The 16,403-nt window shown below is 36.8% G+C and carries 19 protein-coding genes; 7 read left to right on the top strand and 12 right to left on the bottom strand.

The window, feature by feature from the left end:
* Nucleotides 1-168: 168 nt before the first annotated feature.
* The gene (locus Q5760_RS08580) at nucleotides 169-441 is read right to left on the bottom strand and encodes a hypothetical protein (protein ID WP_428911777.1); all 273 of its coding nucleotides are present in this window, start codon (nucleotides 439-441) and stop codon (nucleotides 169-171) included.
* A gap of 255 nt (nucleotides 442-696) precedes the next feature.
* On the opposite strand from Q5760_RS08580, the gene Q5760_RS08575 reads away from it, so the two are divergent.
* The 3 genes from Q5760_RS08575 to Q5760_RS08565 all read left to right on the top strand — a co-directional run bounded on the left by Q5760_RS08575 (nucleotide 697) and on the right by Q5760_RS08565 (nucleotide 1,942).
* On the top strand, nucleotides 697-996 hold the full coding sequence (locus tag Q5760_RS08575) for a hypothetical protein (protein WP_428911776.1): 300 nt from the start codon (nucleotides 697-699) through the stop codon (nucleotides 994-996).
* 621 nt (nucleotides 997-1,617) lie between these two features.
* Nucleotides 1,618-1,827 carry a hypothetical protein gene (locus tag Q5760_RS08570; RefSeq protein ID WP_428911775.1) on the top strand — a complete coding sequence of 70 codons (210 nt, stop codon included), beginning with the start codon at nucleotides 1,618-1,620 and terminating at the stop codon, nucleotides 1,825-1,827.
* Nucleotides 1,814-1,942: a YetF domain-containing protein gene (locus Q5760_RS08565; RefSeq protein ID WP_428911774.1), complete on the top strand. Its 129-nt coding sequence runs from the start codon at nucleotides 1,814-1,816 to the stop codon at nucleotides 1,940-1,942. The genes Q5760_RS08570 and Q5760_RS08565 overlap by 14 nt, the downstream gene beginning before the upstream one ends.
* A 548-nt stretch (nucleotides 1,943-2,490) precedes the next feature.
* Here Q5760_RS08565 and Q5760_RS08560 read toward each other — a convergent pair.
* From Q5760_RS08560 to ric, 4 genes are all read right to left on the bottom strand, one after another.
* On the bottom strand, nucleotides 2,491-2,724 hold the full coding sequence (locus tag Q5760_RS08560; protein WP_428911773.1) for a hypothetical protein: 234 nt from the start codon (nucleotides 2,722-2,724) through the stop codon (nucleotides 2,491-2,493).
* A gap of 375 nt (nucleotides 2,725-3,099) precedes the next feature.
* Nucleotides 3,100-3,207: a YjcZ family sporulation protein gene (locus Q5760_RS08555; RefSeq protein ID WP_428911772.1), complete on the bottom strand. Its 108-nt coding sequence runs from the start codon at nucleotides 3,205-3,207 to the stop codon at nucleotides 3,100-3,102.
* A gap of 448 nt (nucleotides 3,208-3,655) precedes the next feature.
* On the bottom strand, nucleotides 3,656-3,787 hold the full coding sequence (locus Q5760_RS08550; protein ID WP_428911771.1) for a hypothetical protein: 132 nt from the start codon (nucleotides 3,785-3,787) through the stop codon (nucleotides 3,656-3,658).
* A gap of 262 nt (nucleotides 3,788-4,049) precedes the next feature.
* Nucleotides 4,050-4,745 carry an iron-sulfur cluster repair di-iron protein gene (gene ric, locus Q5760_RS08545; protein WP_428911770.1) on the bottom strand — a complete coding sequence of 232 codons (696 nt, stop codon included), beginning with the start codon at nucleotides 4,743-4,745 and terminating at the stop codon, nucleotides 4,050-4,052.
* Between the two features lie 247 nt (nucleotides 4,746-4,992).
* Between ric and Q5760_RS08540 the strand changes: the two genes are divergently transcribed.
* Nucleotides 4,993-5,394, top strand: coding sequence for a (deoxy)nucleoside triphosphate pyrophosphohydrolase (locus Q5760_RS08540; protein WP_428911769.1), 402 nt, complete (start codon nucleotides 4,993-4,995; stop codon nucleotides 5,392-5,394).
* A 337-nt stretch (nucleotides 5,395-5,731) separates the two neighbouring features.
* Nucleotides 5,732-6,505 carry a YhcN/YlaJ family sporulation lipoprotein gene (locus Q5760_RS08535; RefSeq protein WP_428911768.1) on the top strand — a complete coding sequence of 258 codons (774 nt, stop codon included), beginning with the start codon at nucleotides 5,732-5,734 and terminating at the stop codon, nucleotides 6,503-6,505.
* Nucleotides 6,506-6,737: 232 nt separating this feature from the next.
* On the opposite strand, the gene Q5760_RS08530 is transcribed toward Q5760_RS08535, so the two are convergent.
* The 3 genes from Q5760_RS08530 to Q5760_RS08520 form a co-directional block, all read right to left on the bottom strand.
* A complete protein-coding gene (locus tag Q5760_RS08530; protein ID WP_428911767.1) occupies nucleotides 6,738-8,996 on the bottom strand; it encodes an ATP-dependent DNA helicase in 2,259 nt (752 codons plus the stop codon).
* A gap of 122 nt (nucleotides 8,997-9,118) precedes the next feature.
* Entirely contained in the window at nucleotides 9,119-9,571 is a 453-nt protein-coding gene (locus tag Q5760_RS08525) for an SRPBCC family protein (protein WP_428911766.1), read from the bottom strand.
* A gap of 356 nt (nucleotides 9,572-9,927) precedes the next feature.
* Nucleotides 9,928-11,304, bottom strand: a complete 1,377-nt coding sequence (locus tag Q5760_RS08520; protein ID WP_428911765.1) for a sugar phosphate nucleotidyltransferase — start codon at nucleotides 11,302-11,304, stop codon at nucleotides 9,928-9,930.
* Between the two features lie 341 nt (nucleotides 11,305-11,645).
* Between Q5760_RS08520 and Q5760_RS08515 the strand changes: the two genes are divergently transcribed.
* A complete protein-coding gene (locus Q5760_RS08515; protein ID WP_428911764.1) occupies nucleotides 11,646-12,146 on the top strand; it encodes a hypothetical protein in 501 nt (166 codons plus the stop codon).
* A gap of 205 nt (nucleotides 12,147-12,351) precedes the next feature.
* Here Q5760_RS08515 and Q5760_RS08510 read toward each other — a convergent pair whose 3' ends face one another.
* Nucleotides 12,352-13,158, bottom strand: a complete 807-nt coding sequence (locus Q5760_RS08510; RefSeq protein ID WP_428911763.1) for a DUF6492 family protein — start codon at nucleotides 13,156-13,158, stop codon at nucleotides 12,352-12,354.
* Between the two features lie 140 nt (nucleotides 13,159-13,298).
* Between Q5760_RS08510 and Q5760_RS08505 the strand changes: the two genes are divergently transcribed.
* Nucleotides 13,299-13,790 (top strand): hypothetical protein, encoded by a 492-nt coding sequence (locus tag Q5760_RS08505; protein ID WP_428911762.1) that lies wholly within the window; start codon nucleotides 13,299-13,301, stop codon nucleotides 13,788-13,790.
* A 164-nt stretch (nucleotides 13,791-13,954) separates the two neighbouring features.
* Here Q5760_RS08505 and Q5760_RS08500 read toward each other — a convergent pair whose 3' ends face one another.
* Genes Q5760_RS08500 through Q5760_RS08490 form a run of 3 tightly spaced genes read right to left on the bottom strand, consistent with a single transcriptional unit; the run spans nucleotide 13,955 to nucleotide 16,400 of the window.
* The gene (locus Q5760_RS08500; RefSeq protein WP_428911761.1) at nucleotides 13,955-14,686 is read right to left on the bottom strand and encodes an ABC transporter ATP-binding protein; all 732 of its coding nucleotides are present in this window, start codon (nucleotides 14,684-14,686) and stop codon (nucleotides 13,955-13,957) included.
* 3 nt (nucleotides 14,687-14,689) lie between these two features.
* Nucleotides 14,690-15,469, bottom strand: coding sequence for an ABC transporter ATP-binding protein (locus Q5760_RS08495; RefSeq protein ID WP_428911760.1), 780 nt, complete (start codon nucleotides 15,467-15,469; stop codon nucleotides 14,690-14,692).
* Entirely contained in the window at nucleotides 15,456-16,400 is a 945-nt protein-coding gene (locus Q5760_RS08490; protein WP_428911759.1) for a branched-chain amino acid ABC transporter permease, read from the bottom strand. Before Q5760_RS08490 ends, Q5760_RS08495 begins: the two co-directional genes overlap by 14 nt.
* Nucleotides 16,401-16,403: the final 3 nt, after the last annotated feature.

Below are 16,403 nucleotides of genomic sequence, written 5' to 3'. Positions count from 1 at the left end.
TGGCATGACCGATACTCTTTCCGATAAAAAGAAGTCAGTCCTCACTTGTTAACCGAAACTGACCTCAAAAAAGTAAATCACCGACTACATATAGATGGTTTGCTTTTAAAAAACATTCTTTATTTAATCCCTTGGAACCTTTTTGGACGTTAATGTTAATAAATTAACTTACTGCCCTTGGCGATACATAGACCGAATTGTTTCTAGATCCCTTATAAACAGGTTAATTTCTTCTTGGCTCAACATGATCGGAATTTGATCATTTAACGTAATGATTTGACCATCTATGTCGTTCCGGTGCTTCATTAAATAATCATAAAGACTTTTTATTTGGCTTTCTTTAATCGTTGATTGGGTGGTAAGTGATTTTACTCCTTGTAATGAAAATTCGTTCATATGTTCATCAAACTCTCCTGAAATAATGTTCCCCGTCAGCAACATGTGATCACTCCTAAACAACATATTCGTGCTGTTAGTTTAACCCAAAATTTAATCGGCAAGTCACAGGGGCTTTTCGATTAACTCATCCCTTTTGAAGATATTCCTTGCAAATAAGAACCCATCAAAAATCACGAATGGGAGCTAATTTTTATTTTTTCATTAGATGAAATTAAAATGTAAATATCATGTAACAACAATGCCGTTGTAGTCAGGGGTTTTTGAGTATAAACTCTAACTATTAGAGGAGTGGATTTATTGAAAACAGTATCCGTCAATAAGCTAAAATTTAAGAAAAAATTATCTATGATTGAGCAATACGTAATCAAAGATTTCCTATATCAATGGATCGGTCAACCATCAGAAGGATTAGATGAGATTCTACCACTTGATTACACAGAAGATGTGTTTGCAAAGATGGAGGCAAGTCTGGAAACACCCTTCCTTGTTAATGGGAATGAACATTTAAGATATGCGACAATAACTGAAGATGATCAATTTGTCTTAGGCGTTTTAAATTGGAATCAAGAGTTAGAGCATCGATTCATTTATTTATAGACAAGCCACAGGGACTTTTTGGTTAGCAACCGCCTATATCGAAGAATGGAGAGATTAGAAGCTTTCCTTTATCCCGCTACCACTTATTTTTTTCTTTCGTTACCAATCAAAATAAACTGTAATGCACAAAAAGGGAACGAATGACTCTCATACGTTCCCTTAGACATGTTTACATTCCTTAAAAATTATACTTACCTCGGCAAATTTGCTCCCAGACTAGACCGTAGTTTGTACAGAAGGGATTATTTTCCATTGACATCTGGGTATCCTCCAAAGGCTTTAAATCCATTGAATTCAGCAAAGCTTTTTATCTAGTGCTTTAATATTACACCAAATACCGAAACCACATTTACAAAATGGTGGGGCCAGCAACCTGTCACTATGTCCATTCTGTTATCATTTCTTTTCCCTGGTCCTCCTTATAATTTGAATATGATATATAACCAAGGAAATGATATGAATACTAAATGGTAAGAAAATCATTCCAAGTATAAACCATCTACATGTTAATACACACGTAAGGAGAATGAAAATGGATATTACGTTAATTTGGCAAGCGATTCTTATCTTTGTGATAGGAACGTTATTTTAAGAATCAGTGGAAGGAGATCGATATCTCAAATGACGATTCCCCAAACTGTTATCATGATAGCGATTGGTACACTTCTTATTCAGCCTGTTACTGGAAAGGGATTTTGGACGACATTTGGTGTAGCCATCACATTGGTACTAAGTCTAATTCTGACGGAATACATTTTATTAAAATTTGATGGAGCTGAGACTGCCATTACTGGTAAAGCTGTTCCGGTTATTGAGAATGGTTTTAAATGAAAAAAATTTAAGAAAACTCCGGCTAACCGTCGATAAATTAGAAGAACGACTCCGCCAAATTGGGATTTCTTCCATTAGTGATGTTGAATTCGCTACACTTGAAACGAGTGGATAATTGGGATATACGTAAAAAAAAAGAAAACAACCTGCAACAAAAGAGGATATTCAAAACCTCATTCAATTGATTGAAAAAGGTCATCTCATGTCGCAAACAATCAAACAACCAAACGGGACAATATCTTCACTGAAACGTTGCGTAAAGATTCTTCTCATATACCCAAACATTTACAATAATGCATAATGTGAAACTTCCATGAATTCCGTATCCATTTATAAATATTCTTGGATCGCTCGTATTGCTTACAATTTTTCATCATTTTTCGGCTTCAAAAATGAGCCTATAGAGTGACCGATACACCATAACAAAACAAGTTACCTTTTTTGGTAACTTGTTTGGAGCTGGTCCATTACGGTTGTTTCTAGGAAGTCCATTCAGAATATCTTATTACTTAAAAAGATAGCATCCCACTATACAATTAACACAATTGAGAAAAGTCGTATGAATTGATTAGAGATAAAGCCGACAATCCCTAATACCCATCTGGATGATCGGCTTTATCTCTATTTCTCTAAATACATTAGATCATAAATATTGTTAAAATTTTAATTACTTTCACTTTCATGTTCGTGTTCATGTTCTTGTTCGTGTTCATGTTCGTGTTCCAAGGATTCTTCTCTAAATCCCCAGAACATGTCCCACGGTCCCCTCCATGGTCCTCGTCTATTCGTTCCATGTTCTATATCGGACTCATGTCTTGTATGTTTGTTTATAATTTTAACTGTGTCAGCGTGTATCACTAAATCCTTCACCTTTATGACCCTTTTTTCATCCTCCACCAAAATCACTCCTTTTATTAAATTTCTTATGAAACTAGAAAATTTTCATTGCTCATTATTATGTCGTTTCATATAAATTGGATGTAAACCCATTTCCATTACCATTTTTATATTTTCGAATCTTTATTTCGTTCCTTAACTTGTGCTGAGTATATATATCACTACAAAAGGTTACTTAAAAGTAACCTTTAAATTACAAAATTTTCCCTTATTTATAAAATCAGTTGAGTTTAACATCAAGCTGTACCAACGATAATGAGAAATAATACGACGGTTAGTGCAATTCAACTGCCTACACGATAACCACCGTAACTGGCTCCATAACCAAATCGTCCAAAGCCCATCATGATCCTCATAACCTAATTTATTAAGAATCTAGTAACCATATCCACCAACCCAAGATGCTCCTACAATAATAAGGAGAATAAATAATACTACTATTAAGGCAAAACCAGCACCGTAGCCACCAACTGCTCCACTCATTTATATTCACCCCCCTTTTACAGTCAATCTATGTTATTTTGTTAATGTTTGAAATGGACAATAACCCACATGATTTTTTGCCATCCTAAGTTTTTTCAAAAAACATCCTAATCAAGAAAGGCAGAGAGAGGTTTCTATTCACAGCATACATGATTAGACCGTTGGGATAAGGCAAACTTTATTTAACAATATTAGCTTAAATACCATACAAATATTTTCTAAAAATAGTGATTTCCCTGTAGTAAAAAAACTTTTCAGTTAGGCTCTTTTGTATAGACCATAAACATAGTCTTCAGTCTTTTTTAAAGGTTCTTTTGATATTGTTCATTTATTTCTAAAAATAACGAGTATATTTCACGGAAAAACAATCCTAGATTGTTTTCCTATAGTAAAATTCCGGGTTTGCCATGGGGGAATGTTTAAAGAGTTCTGGGCAATCAGATATATTTCAATCAACATCAAATGTTGAAGTCATATCATAAGATTCTAAATCATTAACAGTCAGATAAGACTTTTTTAATCCTTCACGTTTTATATTTTTAATTAAATCCGAATAAGTAGCAAAATGGTGTTGGTTCATATATTGACAGTATGAGGTATACTAATTGATTTCTTCGTGAGAAGGTCGAGATCGTACTACTTATATAAACGCAACGAACACCTATTCCACTCCTCGATACAGTCTAGTATAATTTATGCTCTCTCGTCTGGTTGTTAAACTTATTTTAAAAGAAAAAAAGGGAACGAATGACTTCCACTCGTTCCCTAAAATATATTCAACTTTTTAAAATCAATCTGCTCCGTCGACATTACGTGTATATAATCCCCTAGATATGCACAGGTTAAAAATAACGTGGGAATAAGATATTATTCTCCAAGTGAACATGCATAAAGGTATCGCCTTCTAGCATTTCTAAACGCTTATAAACAAGGCGGTATGTGCCGCAACCATCTACAGGTGGTGTAAAATCGTTCGTGATTTCACGGAGTTGCTTTAAAATATCTCCAGCATGATCGTGTTCTTTTTCAAGCTCACGAATTTCTTCAATAATTTCTTCTTTATTCTCTATTTGAGGATTCGCTTCTAATGTCAGAATATGCGGGAAGCTTGTTGCTTCTTCTTTTCCTGTATGCTCTAGTAATTCCTGTTTAAGTTCTTTAAATAATTCTTGGACTTTTAATAATTCTGGATGACCTCCACCATGTACTCTTGCCACTTTGGTTACATAGGGACTTAATGCATGTAATTCCTCATCCAATGGGCGATGGTAACGCTCAATAATATGTTGAATAATCTCTTCAGAAGAGCTGTTTGTCCAAACCGCTACATCATCGCTTTGATCTGCGTTTTCATTGGCATTGTTTAATTCTTGAACAAGCTCATCTAGTTGAACAGGTTTTCCACTAACAGCTGTTGATAATGGAGTATTGCCTCCACAACAAAAATCAATTCTGTATTTTTTAAATATATCACTCGTCTTAGGCGCTATATTGACGATATCCTTAACTAAACTATTGGTTGTAAATGTTACACTCATTTTTATTTTTCCTCCTTTAAAGCTCATTAACTCTATATTCATCATATAAGAATTTTCCAGTGACCATGGTGACATATATCACATTTAAGACATCAATATAAAAAGAAGCAGAACTATATTATGGGATTGCTTTACTCCCATTAGGATTGATTAACCATTTATTTAGCTGGTTTTAGTACTCATAGAAGGATTAATCTAATAAATAATTGGATATTGATATTTTATATAAGATATTTAGGAGGATGAAATGAAAAAACAAATAAAAGTTGTCGCCGCTATTATCGAAAATGAACAAAATGAGATCTTATGTGCACTTCGGTCACCTTCTATGTCGAATCCTAATAGATGGGAATTTCCAGGGGGGAAGGTGAAAAAGGATGAAGATCTTTATTCAGCGATTAAACGAGAAATATCGGAAGAGCTCGGGTGTAAAGTAGAAACACATCATGAAATCTTCCATGATCACATCCACGAGTATGATGAAATTTTGGTCGATCTGATTTGTATTAAATGTAGAGTTGTCGAAGGCTACCCAAAGGTCCATGAACACTCCAAAATCATTTGGCTCAAACGAGAAAACATTGATTCTTTAAAATGGGCACCTGCTGATTTACCTGCAGTAAAACAATTAATAAACGAAAAAGAATGAAACGCCGGAACGGTTCTAGTGTTTCATTTTTTTATAAATTCTAAAATGTTCCGATTTCATGGAAAGTTTTTAGAAGCTTAATCCTTTAATTAGCTGTTTTCTTTTTTTGAGGACTGTTACCTTTCTTGATCCAAAATGAAACACGAGAATTCCTGCATCTCTCTTGACCCAAAATGAAACACGAGAACCGTCCCCCTGTTTCAACGTTGTTCTCTAAACTTGAATTTTCTTCTTCTCATGCCAATATTCTTATACTTTTAACCAGATATTTATCACATAGTTAGTTTTTCTTAAGCCATTATATAAAAGAACTACACATTCAAAAGGAGTGAGTTACATGAAAAAAGGGTTGATGTTGGTAGGTGCAACAGTTTTATCGTTATCCCTTACAGGTTGTGGCGGAGATGATAACGCAGCAGGTATAAACAACAATGGTAATAACCAATCAAACGAAGTTAGACCGATTGCGAACTACAATAATAACAACAATAATAACAATGACCGCAACCTTAGAATTTCGGATCGTGCTGAACGGCAAGTTGAGCGTTTAAATGAAGTCGATGATGCACATGTCATCATTTCAAACAACAATGCCTATGTAACGGTTAGGTTAGCTAACGACAAGAATACGAATAATCGTACAAACAATGCAAATATGAACACAAACAATAACAACACTAGAGGCACAGGAAACTTTTTAGAAAATGGAACAGTTAATCAAAATGGAAATGATGGCATCATAAATGGTCGAGGAGATGCCGGAACTCGTGATAATAGAACATCAGATCCAGGTACGGCTGATAATGCCCGTATTCGTACCAATAATGATAACGATGGATTAGGAACTAGAAACAATATGAATAACACGAATACTAGAGGAAATGGAACGAACTATAGCGAGGTATCTAATTCGTTTGAGCAAAAAATAGCAGACCAGGTGCGTCAAGCAGACAAAAACATTCACAACGTGTATGTTTCTGTAAACCCTGACTTGTACAATCGAATGAATACGTTTGCGGATGATATCCGCACCAATCGAAATCGAGATGGCTTATTTGATGATTTCAGTAATACCATTAATGACTTTTTTGGAAGAGGCAATACTCAATAAAAGCTTCCTCAATGTAGTGGAGATTCAACAAAAAAGCCCCTTTTTACTAGTAGCGTCAGAATCATAAAAATTCTGACGCTTCTATTAATAAAAAGTAAGTCCTTTCGGCATTAAATGAATAAGAAGAAAAACGCCTTAAACTTCCTATTCTCTACGCTTATCTAACTTTTTTTGGTATTCAGGGACAATCCTAATATCCCTATTCATCTAAATTTATGGAGTACGCTGTCCCCTATTTTTTCCATGTTTCCGGAAGAAGCTGTCGGTATGGTTGCTGTAAAAAGCGATCGTCAATGAGGACGATCGTTCCGTGGTCTTTTTCAGAACGAATCAACCTTCCCCCTGCTTGAAGCACCTTATTCATCCCTGGAAAGACGTATGCGTAGTGATAGCCATTTTTCCCTTGCTTGTTAAAATAATCCTTGATCAAATTCCGTTCAAAACCAATTTGCGGTAACCCTACCCCTACAACAATTACGCCATTCAAACGGTCACCAATTAAATCAATCCCCTCCGAAAAGATTCCACCGAGGACCGCAAAGCCCAGTAATGTATCTTTTGAATTTGGCTGAAAGGCAGCTAAAAAGGCTTCTCGTTCTTCTTCGGTCATCCCTGTCTGTTGAATCAGTGTTTGGATTTCAGGATTTTCTTGTTTAAACAAATCGTAGACGGTCAGTAAATACTGATAAGACGGGAAAAAGATTAAATAATGACCAGGACGATGACGAAGCAATGAGGTTATGATCGAAACGATCTTGGCCTTTGTGTGATCTCGATCTCGGTATCGGGTAGACAATGGTTCAATGAACACTTCTGTTTGTTCCGAGGAAAAGGGTGATGGAAGGGAAAGGACATAATCCACCTCTTGTCCACCTAGGATATCTTGATAATACGGAAGAGGCGAAAGCGTTGCTGAGAAAAAAATCTTAGATCGATACCCTTTCCCCATTTTCTTAAGAGGCTCCGCTGGATTGATGCAAAATAATTTAATATGGATATCATTTCGCTCTTTCTCCCCGTATATGAGATAAGAATCATCCAGAAGGTCAGTAATTTTTAAAAAATTCTTCACTTCGTAATATGCATCCAATAACTGAGCGGATGGATCTGTTTTTAAAGCCAGTTCAGTAACCTCCATAAAAGAAAGGAGTAACTGCTTTAGATGGTCGTCTAATTCATCCAAGACAAACTCATGTTGTTCTTTCTCTTTTTTTAAAGCGATGAACCATGCATTGATTCGATGAGCAGAAACATAGATCGATTCATTTGTTCCTTTATAATCTTTCTTTAATTGAAGAAATGTCCTTTTATGTAAGGTAGCAGAGAACATGTCACGACCTCGGTCAACCAAATTATGTGCCTCATCGACCAGTAAAACGGTCGACTTCTTTTGTTCCTCGATTAGCCGTTTCAATGATACACGCGGGTCAAAAATATAATTATAATCACAAATGACTGCATCCACTTCATAGGCAAGGTCAATCGAAAATTCAAACGGACAGATTCTATGCTTTCGGGCATACGTTTCCACCACTTCACGAGTGATTCCCTGTTCATTTTTTAAAATATCGAGAATGGCTTCATTGATTCGATCGTAATAGCCATTTGCATATTCACAAACCTCTTTTTGGCAAATCGTTTCATCCTTAAAACAAACCTTATCCTTAGCTGTTATCGTGATTGTCTTGAAACAAAGACCACTCTGTCGCATTTTCGTGAATGCTTCCTCTGCCGTAGTTCGGGTGATGGTTTTCGCCGTTAGGTAAAAAATACGATTGGAATGACCTTCTCCGATTGCTTTTACAGATGGAAAGAGCGTCGAAATCGTTTTGCCAATTCCAGTTGGAGCTTGAGTAAACAGACTTTTTTCGTCAAGTATGGACTTATACACAACCCCTGCTAATTTCCGCTGCCCAGCACGGTAGGATTCAAACGGAAAAGGAAGTTCTTTTATGCGATCATTTCGCTGGATGAGATGTTCCTGTTTTTGGATCGCAAAAGGTGCATACCCTTCTATCATTTCGAAGGCAAAACGCTCTAACTCTGGAAAAGAGAATGTCTTTTGATAATATATTTTTTCATCTGATTCAACGTGAACATACGTTAGCTGAACCGTCATATCGCTAAATTCATGGTCCTTCGAATAGATATAGGCATACATTTTGGCTTGTGCCCAATGCACGGGATACCCCTCACCCTGTTCGTCGAAAGTTTGTGAAAATGACTTAATTTCATCCACAATGACTTCATCTTCACGAAACAAAAGCCCATCACAGCGACCTTCTATGACGAAGGTAAGTGAATGATAGGGAATTTCAGTCCGCAGGTAAACCTCTTTCTCGTCTGTTTCTTGATACGTTTTTTGGATTTTTTGGTGTATCCTTGTCCCCTCTACTAAAGTGGATGGGGAGTGAAAACGGGAATCAATGCTACCGCTTCGGTATACATATTCAACAAGCGTCCGTACGGAAAGATGTATATCATTTCCCATAAAATCCCCCCTTTCATCTTTTAGCAAACAGGGGGACGGTTCCTTTTGTTCCCCTAATTTTTACCATTTTATTTGAATTTAAAAAAAGTAGAGAAACACAAGAACCGTCCCGGTGTTTCCACTTATTTTTCTAAATACCCCTTTAACGCATCCAAATCTTTTGCACAAGCTTTTTTAAAGGAACCTGCCATCAGCTTTCCGAATAACTTTGTCAAGCCAGTCAGTCCCTTTATCTCACCCTTAAGTGTGATTTCTGAGTATTCTCCTGTTGAAGTGATCAAGTAAGTAAAAATATATTCTCCTTTACCCGTGGTTCCTTTCGTCCCATCACAGCGAAGGACAATCTTTTCTGGTTCATTTAATTCGATTACCTCAAAATGTTCAGTAGCCTTATGTCCGAACATCTTTCTTGTTTCCTTCCACTCGCTACCCTCTTTCATGGGACCCATATCCAATCGTTCTATTCCGACGAACCCTTGCATCCAATGGCTGGCAGCGTCAAGATCTAATAAACTTTCGTAAGCTTTTTGATTGGATACGTGAAGCGTACGTTTCACTTCAAAATCAATACTCATTATGACGTCCTCCTTAACACATATTTCTAAATTATAGCATGAAACAGGAATTTTAGGAGGAAGTCGTCATAATGACAGCCTTTCTGCGGCTTGTAGAGTTATTTTAAGCAATTGGATGGCATCGTTGCGATATTATTCAGACTCATACCATCCAATTTTTGCGACTCTTACTCTCTTGTTTTCATTCTAAAGTGCACCTATGTTTAATAGATTAAACACTTATTAGCTTGTGTAGTCTATTAGTGCCTATTTACTAAACTTTCTTTATAATGAAACGTGAGAAACTTCCTCATATTTCATTTCTTAATATGATCGCCGGGACCGTCCCCATTTTTCATTCAATCCTCTGGATAATGCTAATTACAAATCTCTTCCACATCTTCCCAGTCTGAAAACATACGGACGATATCCGTTTCACTTAATTCGGTTCCCATTTGAATTTCAATCAATTCTAAATCGCTATCTGCTCTAATTCCGTGCCAAGCACCAGTTGGAATTTGCAGAACATCTCCAGCCTTCACCTTACTCATTTTTTGATTGAGTGCAAACCTTCCTTCACCTGATATGATGACCCATATCTCATTTCTATTTTGATGTTTTTGATAACTTATATTTCTGTTCTTGAAAATTTTCAGCCGTTTTGTTAAAATTGTCCGTTCATCTTGCAATGGAAAATGCTCGTAAACCCGGTACCACCCCCATTGTTTTTCTTCATACATGGGTCGTTGTCTCACTTTTTGGAGTAATTCTTTCGTATTTTTTCGGTCGGATAGATTTGTCACCATAATACCGTCTGGACTTACAGCGGCAAGAATATTGGATAAATTTTGGATGACAACCGGGGTGTTCAATTCATTGATAACAAAGGTATTTGTGGAATCATTGCTAATAATTCCATTACCAATAATGTTTGAAGGCAGTTCTTCTATCAAAGTACTCCAGTCTCCAAGATCTTTCCAACTTCCGTGATAAGGGATAACTACCGAATTAGTTAACTCCTCAACAACTTCATAGTCAAAACTTCTTTTTGGCAATTGCCCATATTGCTCATATAAATGGTGATAATCGAGAGAATAATTTTTTTGTTTTAACATGGAAAGGAAATTTCCAAGTCTAAACGCAAACACTCCGCAGTTCCATAAGGCTTGTTTTTGGACTAAGTTTTCGGCTGTTTCCTTGTCCGGCTTTTCTACAAAGTGGCTGACATGGATATATTTTTGGTTTACGGCTGTTTCTGATGTATCCTGTTTTGGAATAATATACCCGTAGTGATCAGATGGAAATTTAGGTGTAACTCCAATCATCGCCAAATCAGCATGGGATGTTGTCAAGATGGTATCCATTTCCTTCATCTTATTTATAAATTCCGGTTCCATATATAAATCTACAGGAAGAACACAAATTACTTCGTCTGGATGGACTTTTTCCTGCGCGTGTAAATAAAGGCATGCTAATGTGATTGCTGGAAAGGTGTCCATCTGCTGTGGTTCGATCAGGGTGGGAATCTGATTGCCAAGTTGATTTTGCAAAATACCAATTTGTTCTTGATTTGTTGTAATATAGGATGAATTGGTGAGTTCAGCCTCTTCTAATTGCCGCCATACCCGCTGAACCATTGATTCTAGGGTACCGTCATCTCTTTTGAGAACTTTCACAAACTGCTTGGACCGAGATGCATTGGATATTGGCCATAATCTCCGACCTGAGCCTCCGGATAATAAAATAAGTTTCATTACAATCACCCTTTTTTTATATTCGGGGTATTTAAAATCTCCACCAATTATGAACATCATATGGATTTTTCGCGTTATGGAAACAGCACCTTGCCTATAGAAGGTTTTTTTATAATCTATCTTCGTTTTAGTTTGCATAAATAGACTTCTACTAACAAGAAATTCTCCTAAGGCGAAACATAATGATTAAAGATTCGCAATATGGTTTCAAGTGGTCATCAGTAAATGAAAGAACCTAAAGGTTTTTAGATAAAATGTGTTCTTGTTTCAAAACATTAGCCCTGTCCTAGAACAAAATTTTACATATAAAGTAGTATTCGAGTTAAAGGAGGTTATATCGTTTGGGTATTCAATTTGAGAATCATAACCAAGTCATTGCTCCAACACATACTGCTGTTTTGGATGTCGAGCAGCCGTGTAATGGCCAGGCGTATGAATATTTTCGGGATGAAACAAAGGACCATAACGCGATCATGATCACCCTGGATAATGATTCAGAGGATTGTGATATGCAGTTAATTGTCAATGGAAAGATGGAAGCAGTTGTTCCAGTGGGAAGATCATTTGCACTCCAAAAGGAAAATGTTAGATCTGTTAAGGTTAAATGTGGTCCTCCTCAACCACCATCAACTACTACCATTACCACTACTGTAACTACTACAGTAACTACTACTGTTACCACTACACTCATACCTACTGAAATGCAAAACGGCAAAAAACAGGCGATTTTGCAACCGGTTGTTCCCGTCTGTACTGGAACGCTGACACTTAATAAAACATTCTGCTTTTCCTGTAAAGACGAGCATGTTAAATCCTATAAAAACTATCGCAAAGAGGATTAAAAATATCCATTGATGAACGTTAGAAGACCATATTCTAGTTTTTATAAGCGTTAAACAGAGAGGTGCTCGTTTCCAACTTTAGATTGGAAAACGGCACCTTCTTTCATTTTTCAGGAATAAAAAAACATAATCTGTAAAAAAGCACAGACTATGTTTTTAGCAATATTAAAATTGGATTAACATAAGATTTTACCAGATGTAGATGTTAATCCCCTGGACGGTTATGAAACGAGACAGAATTGTAGGTCTTTGCCAGTTTATTTAAATCTTCCGGCGTATACTTATGGAATTCCTTTGCTTTAATACCTAGGTTTTTTGCACGTGCAAGATATACGTTTCCTTTAAATTTATTGAGCATAAAATTTCCATAGGTTTCATATTCAGAGAAAGGAACAGTGGATGTAGGATCAATGGTATCTAATATCGCCTCATACCATTTTTTCTTATGAATCGATTCAATCCACTTTTTTAACTCAGCAAGGTGGTATTTTGTGAAAAACATGGAATGATTTACCATACAAACTTTTGCTAGAGGTTCGAGCTTGGTCAATCTCCGGAAATGATCGAATACATATTTATTTCGCCAAGGAACTTCTCCACAATAAAATACCGTTTTGTTTTCGAACATGTAAATATGAGGAGCAATAAAAATGGTATCAGCATCAACAATTAAATAATGATCCATTGTACAAATGGTGTCACAACTTAATTTCAGAAGTTGCTGAAGCATCCAGCCTCTCGCATATATTTTATTTTTATCTACAGGCAGAACGGAGTCTTCGAAAATATAGATACAGTTTTTTTGTTTGCATAGTTCCTTAATTTTGGAACTGTCTGGTGCAACAATATATATATTTTCAATGGGGTGAAGAACATTGTTTCTGATTCCGTCAATAACAGAGGGAAGTACAGGCAAGTCTTTATCGATTGCGGGGATAAGAACATCTATTTTTACAGGGTTGACGGAATAGTGCTCTTCTGTAACCGTAGTACCTGGATGTTTATCATTCATTAGTAAGGTCATCCTTTCAATTCGTGTTATTTTTACTAAATAGAATACGTAACAGAGACTCTTTAAGTATGGATGATTGCATTACTAAAGTGGAAAATCTTTTGTAACGTGCTGATAATGGAATTCTCGCAATCGGAAAAATGGCCGGGGAAGGACAGCTACTTAAAGGATTAAATGAAGGACGATACTGGTTGCATGCCCTGATCACTCCCTTGCTTGTTCTCTTTGCTTGGAAAACGTTAGTAAAAGCCGATCTACAGTGGGCTAAGAATAAAATGATTCAATGGCTCGTAGTCTTATATATGCTTTGCCTGATGATCATTGAACTTGTGACCGTGGTATGGGACATTTCTTTAAAACCAACATGGGAGTACGGTGTCTTAAGCTATGACAATCTAGCAGACGGATCTCCGATCATGATCATAGGGGTATCAGTCATGCTCGTGATCACGTCCATCCTTGTAGGGTGGAAGCAAAAATGGCCCTGGTACTTTTTCGGAATCATGTTCATGGGCATCATCCCTCGCGTCCATCTATTCGTCAAAACAAATGCCGCCCATAATATTGGAGAATTCGTCCTCATGACAGCCCTCCTTGCGACAAAGGCTTATCTTGATCGAAAAACTTTCTGAAACAAGGGGACGGTTCTGCCTGTTTCACTACTATTTTCCATTCAATGTTCGAGAATTTTACCTAGTAGAAAACGGGGCACGGTTCTGCAAACTTAGTGAAACAAGCAGAACCGTCCCCTTGTTTCAGAACACAAAATAGGACAGAGGTTCAAGCCCCCTGTCCATTAAATTCCTAAATAAATTTCTTTGATCTTACTATCGTTCATCAATTCTTGCTGATCGCCTTTATAGACGACTTCCCCGGTTTCGATGACATAGCCGTAGTCCGAAATCGATAAGGCTAGATTTGCATTTTGTTCAATTAGTAAAATCGTTGTGCCCATTTCATTAATCTCTTTAATGATCTTAAAAATTTCTTTCGCCATAATTGGAGCAAGCCCCATGGAAGGTTCATCTAGTAAAAGCAACTGAGGTCTAGCCATTAGGGCACGGGCAATAGAAAGCATTTGCTGTTCCCCACCACTTAGCGTCCCTGCCACTTGGTTTTTTCTTTCAGCTAGACGAGTGAATAAACGATACATGTTCTCCTCATCTGCTTTTATCTCAGCCTTATCCTTACGGGTATAAGCCCCAATTCGAAGGTTTTCATAAACCTTTAATTCGGGGAAAATCCCCCTTCCTTCTGGTACATGTGAAATGCCAGAATGAACAATTTTATGAGTTGGCACTTTATTGATAAGGTTTCCATTAAAGGTAATCTCTCCGCTATCTACCGGTGTGATAGCAGAGATTGCCTTTAAAATCGACGTTTTCCCTGAACCATTTGTCCCAATTAATGCGACAATTTGCCCTTTTTTCACATGAAGACTCACATTTCGAACGGCTGTAATCGCTCCATATTTAATGGTCACATCTGAGAGTTCAAGGATATTATTTCTTTCATTTTGTATATTCATCGTTTACTCACCTAAATAAGCCCTAACAACTTTTTCATCATGCTGTATGACTTCTCCTGGTCCTTCAGCAATTTTTTCTCCATGATCAAGAACCACCACGTTTTTCGCTAAATTCATGACGAGCCTCATATCGTGTTCAATGATCAAAATAGTTTTTTCATATTGTTTCGCAATCGTTTGAATGATCTCGATTAGCTTCTGGCGTTCCACATGATTCATTCCTGCTGCAGGCTCATCCAGCAAAAGAAGCTGACATCCTGTAACCAGCGCTCTGGCAATTTCAACTAATCGTTGCTCCCCGTATGGTAAATTACCCGCCAAAACATCGAGCTTATCTTCCATCCCAACAATCTTCAACACTTCAATACAATCTTTCACATTTTGTTTGCGTTTCGCTTTTGTCTTTTTTCCTGGAAAAAGGACTGTAAAGAATCGTTCCGTATTTACAGCTGGATGTGCATTCAATACATTTTCCAGTACCGTTAAATTCTTAATTAATCGGATATTTTGAAACGTACGTGCAATCCCTTTTCTTACTCGAACATAAGGCTTCATCCGGTTAATGACTTCTCCATTAAAGGTAATCGTCCCTGATGTAGGGGTGTAAATTCCGGTAAACAGATTAAATAATGTTGTCTTCCCTGCCCCATTCGGTCCGATTAAGCCAAGAATTTCACCCTTCTGCAATTGAAAACTCACATTTTGGATTGCTTTAATCCCACCAAAATTAATTGAAACGGAATCCACGTGAAGCAATGCATCCATCCCATTATTCCTTTCCATAAATGTTTTTCCTTCTATATTTTTCACCTAAGAATCCTTCAGGTTTCCAAATCATCATGATCACAATAATGAAACCAATGATAATCATTCGATATTCACTCGTAAATCGTAATAATTCTGGTGAGATTGTTAAAATAAAGGCACCCAGAATCGATCCTGGAATACTACCCGAACCCCCAATTACAACCATTGATAGGATATTGACGGATTCCATATACTGGAACGAATCCGGACTGATGTAAGAAATATAAGATGCCCAAAATCCTCCTGCAATCCCTGCAATCGTAGAAGATACAATAAAAACAAATAATTTCATCTTAAATGGTTTAATTCCTACAGAAGCAGCCACTGTGTTATCTTCTCTTAATGTTAATAAGGAAAGTCCAATTCCCGAATAAACAATCTTACGCATCAACCAAATGGTTGCGATGACGAGAATAATAATGAGAAAATAATAATGAATGGAACTCGAAAATTCAAACCCAAATAGAGAAACAGGTGGAATCCCTGGTATCCCCATTGGTCCTCTTGTTAACGACATCCAGTTTACAAAAATAAGACGAATGATTTCACCGAAACCCAATGTAACGATTCCTAAATAATCCCCACTCGTTCTTAACACCAGTCCACCTAGTATCCAACCAAAAAGCCCAGATATAAGGGCTCCACCAATAATCGCAGGGATGAAGCTCAATTCTAATTCGATCATTAATAGTGCTGTAGCATAAGCCCCGATTCCATAAAAGGCAGCATGTCCTAAAATAAATTGGCCTGAATACCCAACGAGTAAGTTTAGACTTAACGTTAAGATGGTATAGACTCCACACATAATAAGAATATGGAGAAAATAGCTATTCCAGGAATCCAGAAAAAATGGCAAACCAAGAAGGATTGCAAAACCTATGACATAGAGTAATCTTTTGTTTGTCAACTT

The organism is Niallia sp. Kr1 (genome assembly GCF_050389805.1).
GTDB lineage: Bacteria > Bacillota > Bacilli > Bacillales > Cytobacillaceae > Bacillus_BD.
The sequence above is the reverse complement of the archived record's forward strand: the minus strand, read 5'-3'. Positions and strand labels throughout refer to the sequence as shown.

What these genes read in the sequence shown, in the direction of transcription:
- Q5760_RS08525 (WP_428911766.1), bottom strand. Translation starts at nt 9,571, where the DNA reads ATGAGTATTGATTTTGAAGTGAAACGTACGCTTCACGTATCCAATCAA.
- Q5760_RS08580 (WP_428911777.1), bottom strand. Translation starts at nt 441, where the DNA reads ATGTTGCTGACGGGGAACATTATTTCAGGAGAGTTTGATGAACATATG.
- Q5760_RS08500 (WP_428911761.1), bottom strand. Translation starts at nt 14,686, where the DNA reads ATGAATATACAAAATGAAAGAAATAATATCCTTGAACTCTCAGATGTG.
- Q5760_RS08510 (WP_428911763.1), bottom strand. Translation starts at nt 13,158, where the DNA reads ATGAATGATAAACATCCAGGTACTACGGTTACAGAAGAGCACTATTCC.
- Q5760_RS08555 (WP_428911772.1), bottom strand. Translation starts at nt 3,207, where the DNA reads ATGAGTGGAGCAGTTGGTGGCTACGGTGCTGGTTTTGCCTTAATAGTA.
- Q5760_RS08495 (WP_428911760.1), bottom strand. Translation starts at nt 15,469, where the DNA reads ATGGAAAGGAATAATGGGATGGATGCATTGCTTCACGTGGATTCCGTT.
- Q5760_RS08530 (WP_428911767.1), bottom strand. Translation starts at nt 8,996, where the DNA reads ATGGGAAATGATATACATCTTTCCGTACGGACGCTTGTTGAATATGTA.
- Q5760_RS08535 (WP_428911768.1), top strand. Translation starts at nt 5,732, where the DNA reads ATGAAAAAAGGGTTGATGTTGGTAGGTGCAACAGTTTTATCGTTATCC.
- Q5760_RS08550 (WP_428911771.1), bottom strand. Translation starts at nt 3,787, where the DNA reads ATGAACCAACACCATTTTGCTACTTATTCGGATTTAATTAAAAATATA.
- Q5760_RS08570 (WP_428911775.1), top strand. Translation starts at nt 1,618, where the DNA reads ATGACGATTCCCCAAACTGTTATCATGATAGCGATTGGTACACTTCTT.
- Q5760_RS08540 (WP_428911769.1), top strand. Translation starts at nt 4,993, where the DNA reads ATGAAAAAACAAATAAAAGTTGTCGCCGCTATTATCGAAAATGAACAA.
- Q5760_RS08505 (WP_428911762.1), top strand. Translation starts at nt 13,299, where the DNA reads ATGGCCGGGGAAGGACAGCTACTTAAAGGATTAAATGAAGGACGATAC.
- Q5760_RS08520 (WP_428911765.1), bottom strand. Translation starts at nt 11,304, where the DNA reads ATGAAACTTATTTTATTATCCGGAGGCTCAGGTCGGAGATTATGGCCA.
- ric (WP_428911770.1), bottom strand. Translation starts at nt 4,745, where the DNA reads ATGAGTGTAACATTTACAACCAATAGTTTAGTTAAGGATATCGTCAAT.
- Q5760_RS08565 (WP_428911774.1), top strand. Translation starts at nt 1,814, where the DNA reads ATGGTTTTAAATGAAAAAAATTTAAGAAAACTCCGGCTAACCGTCGAT.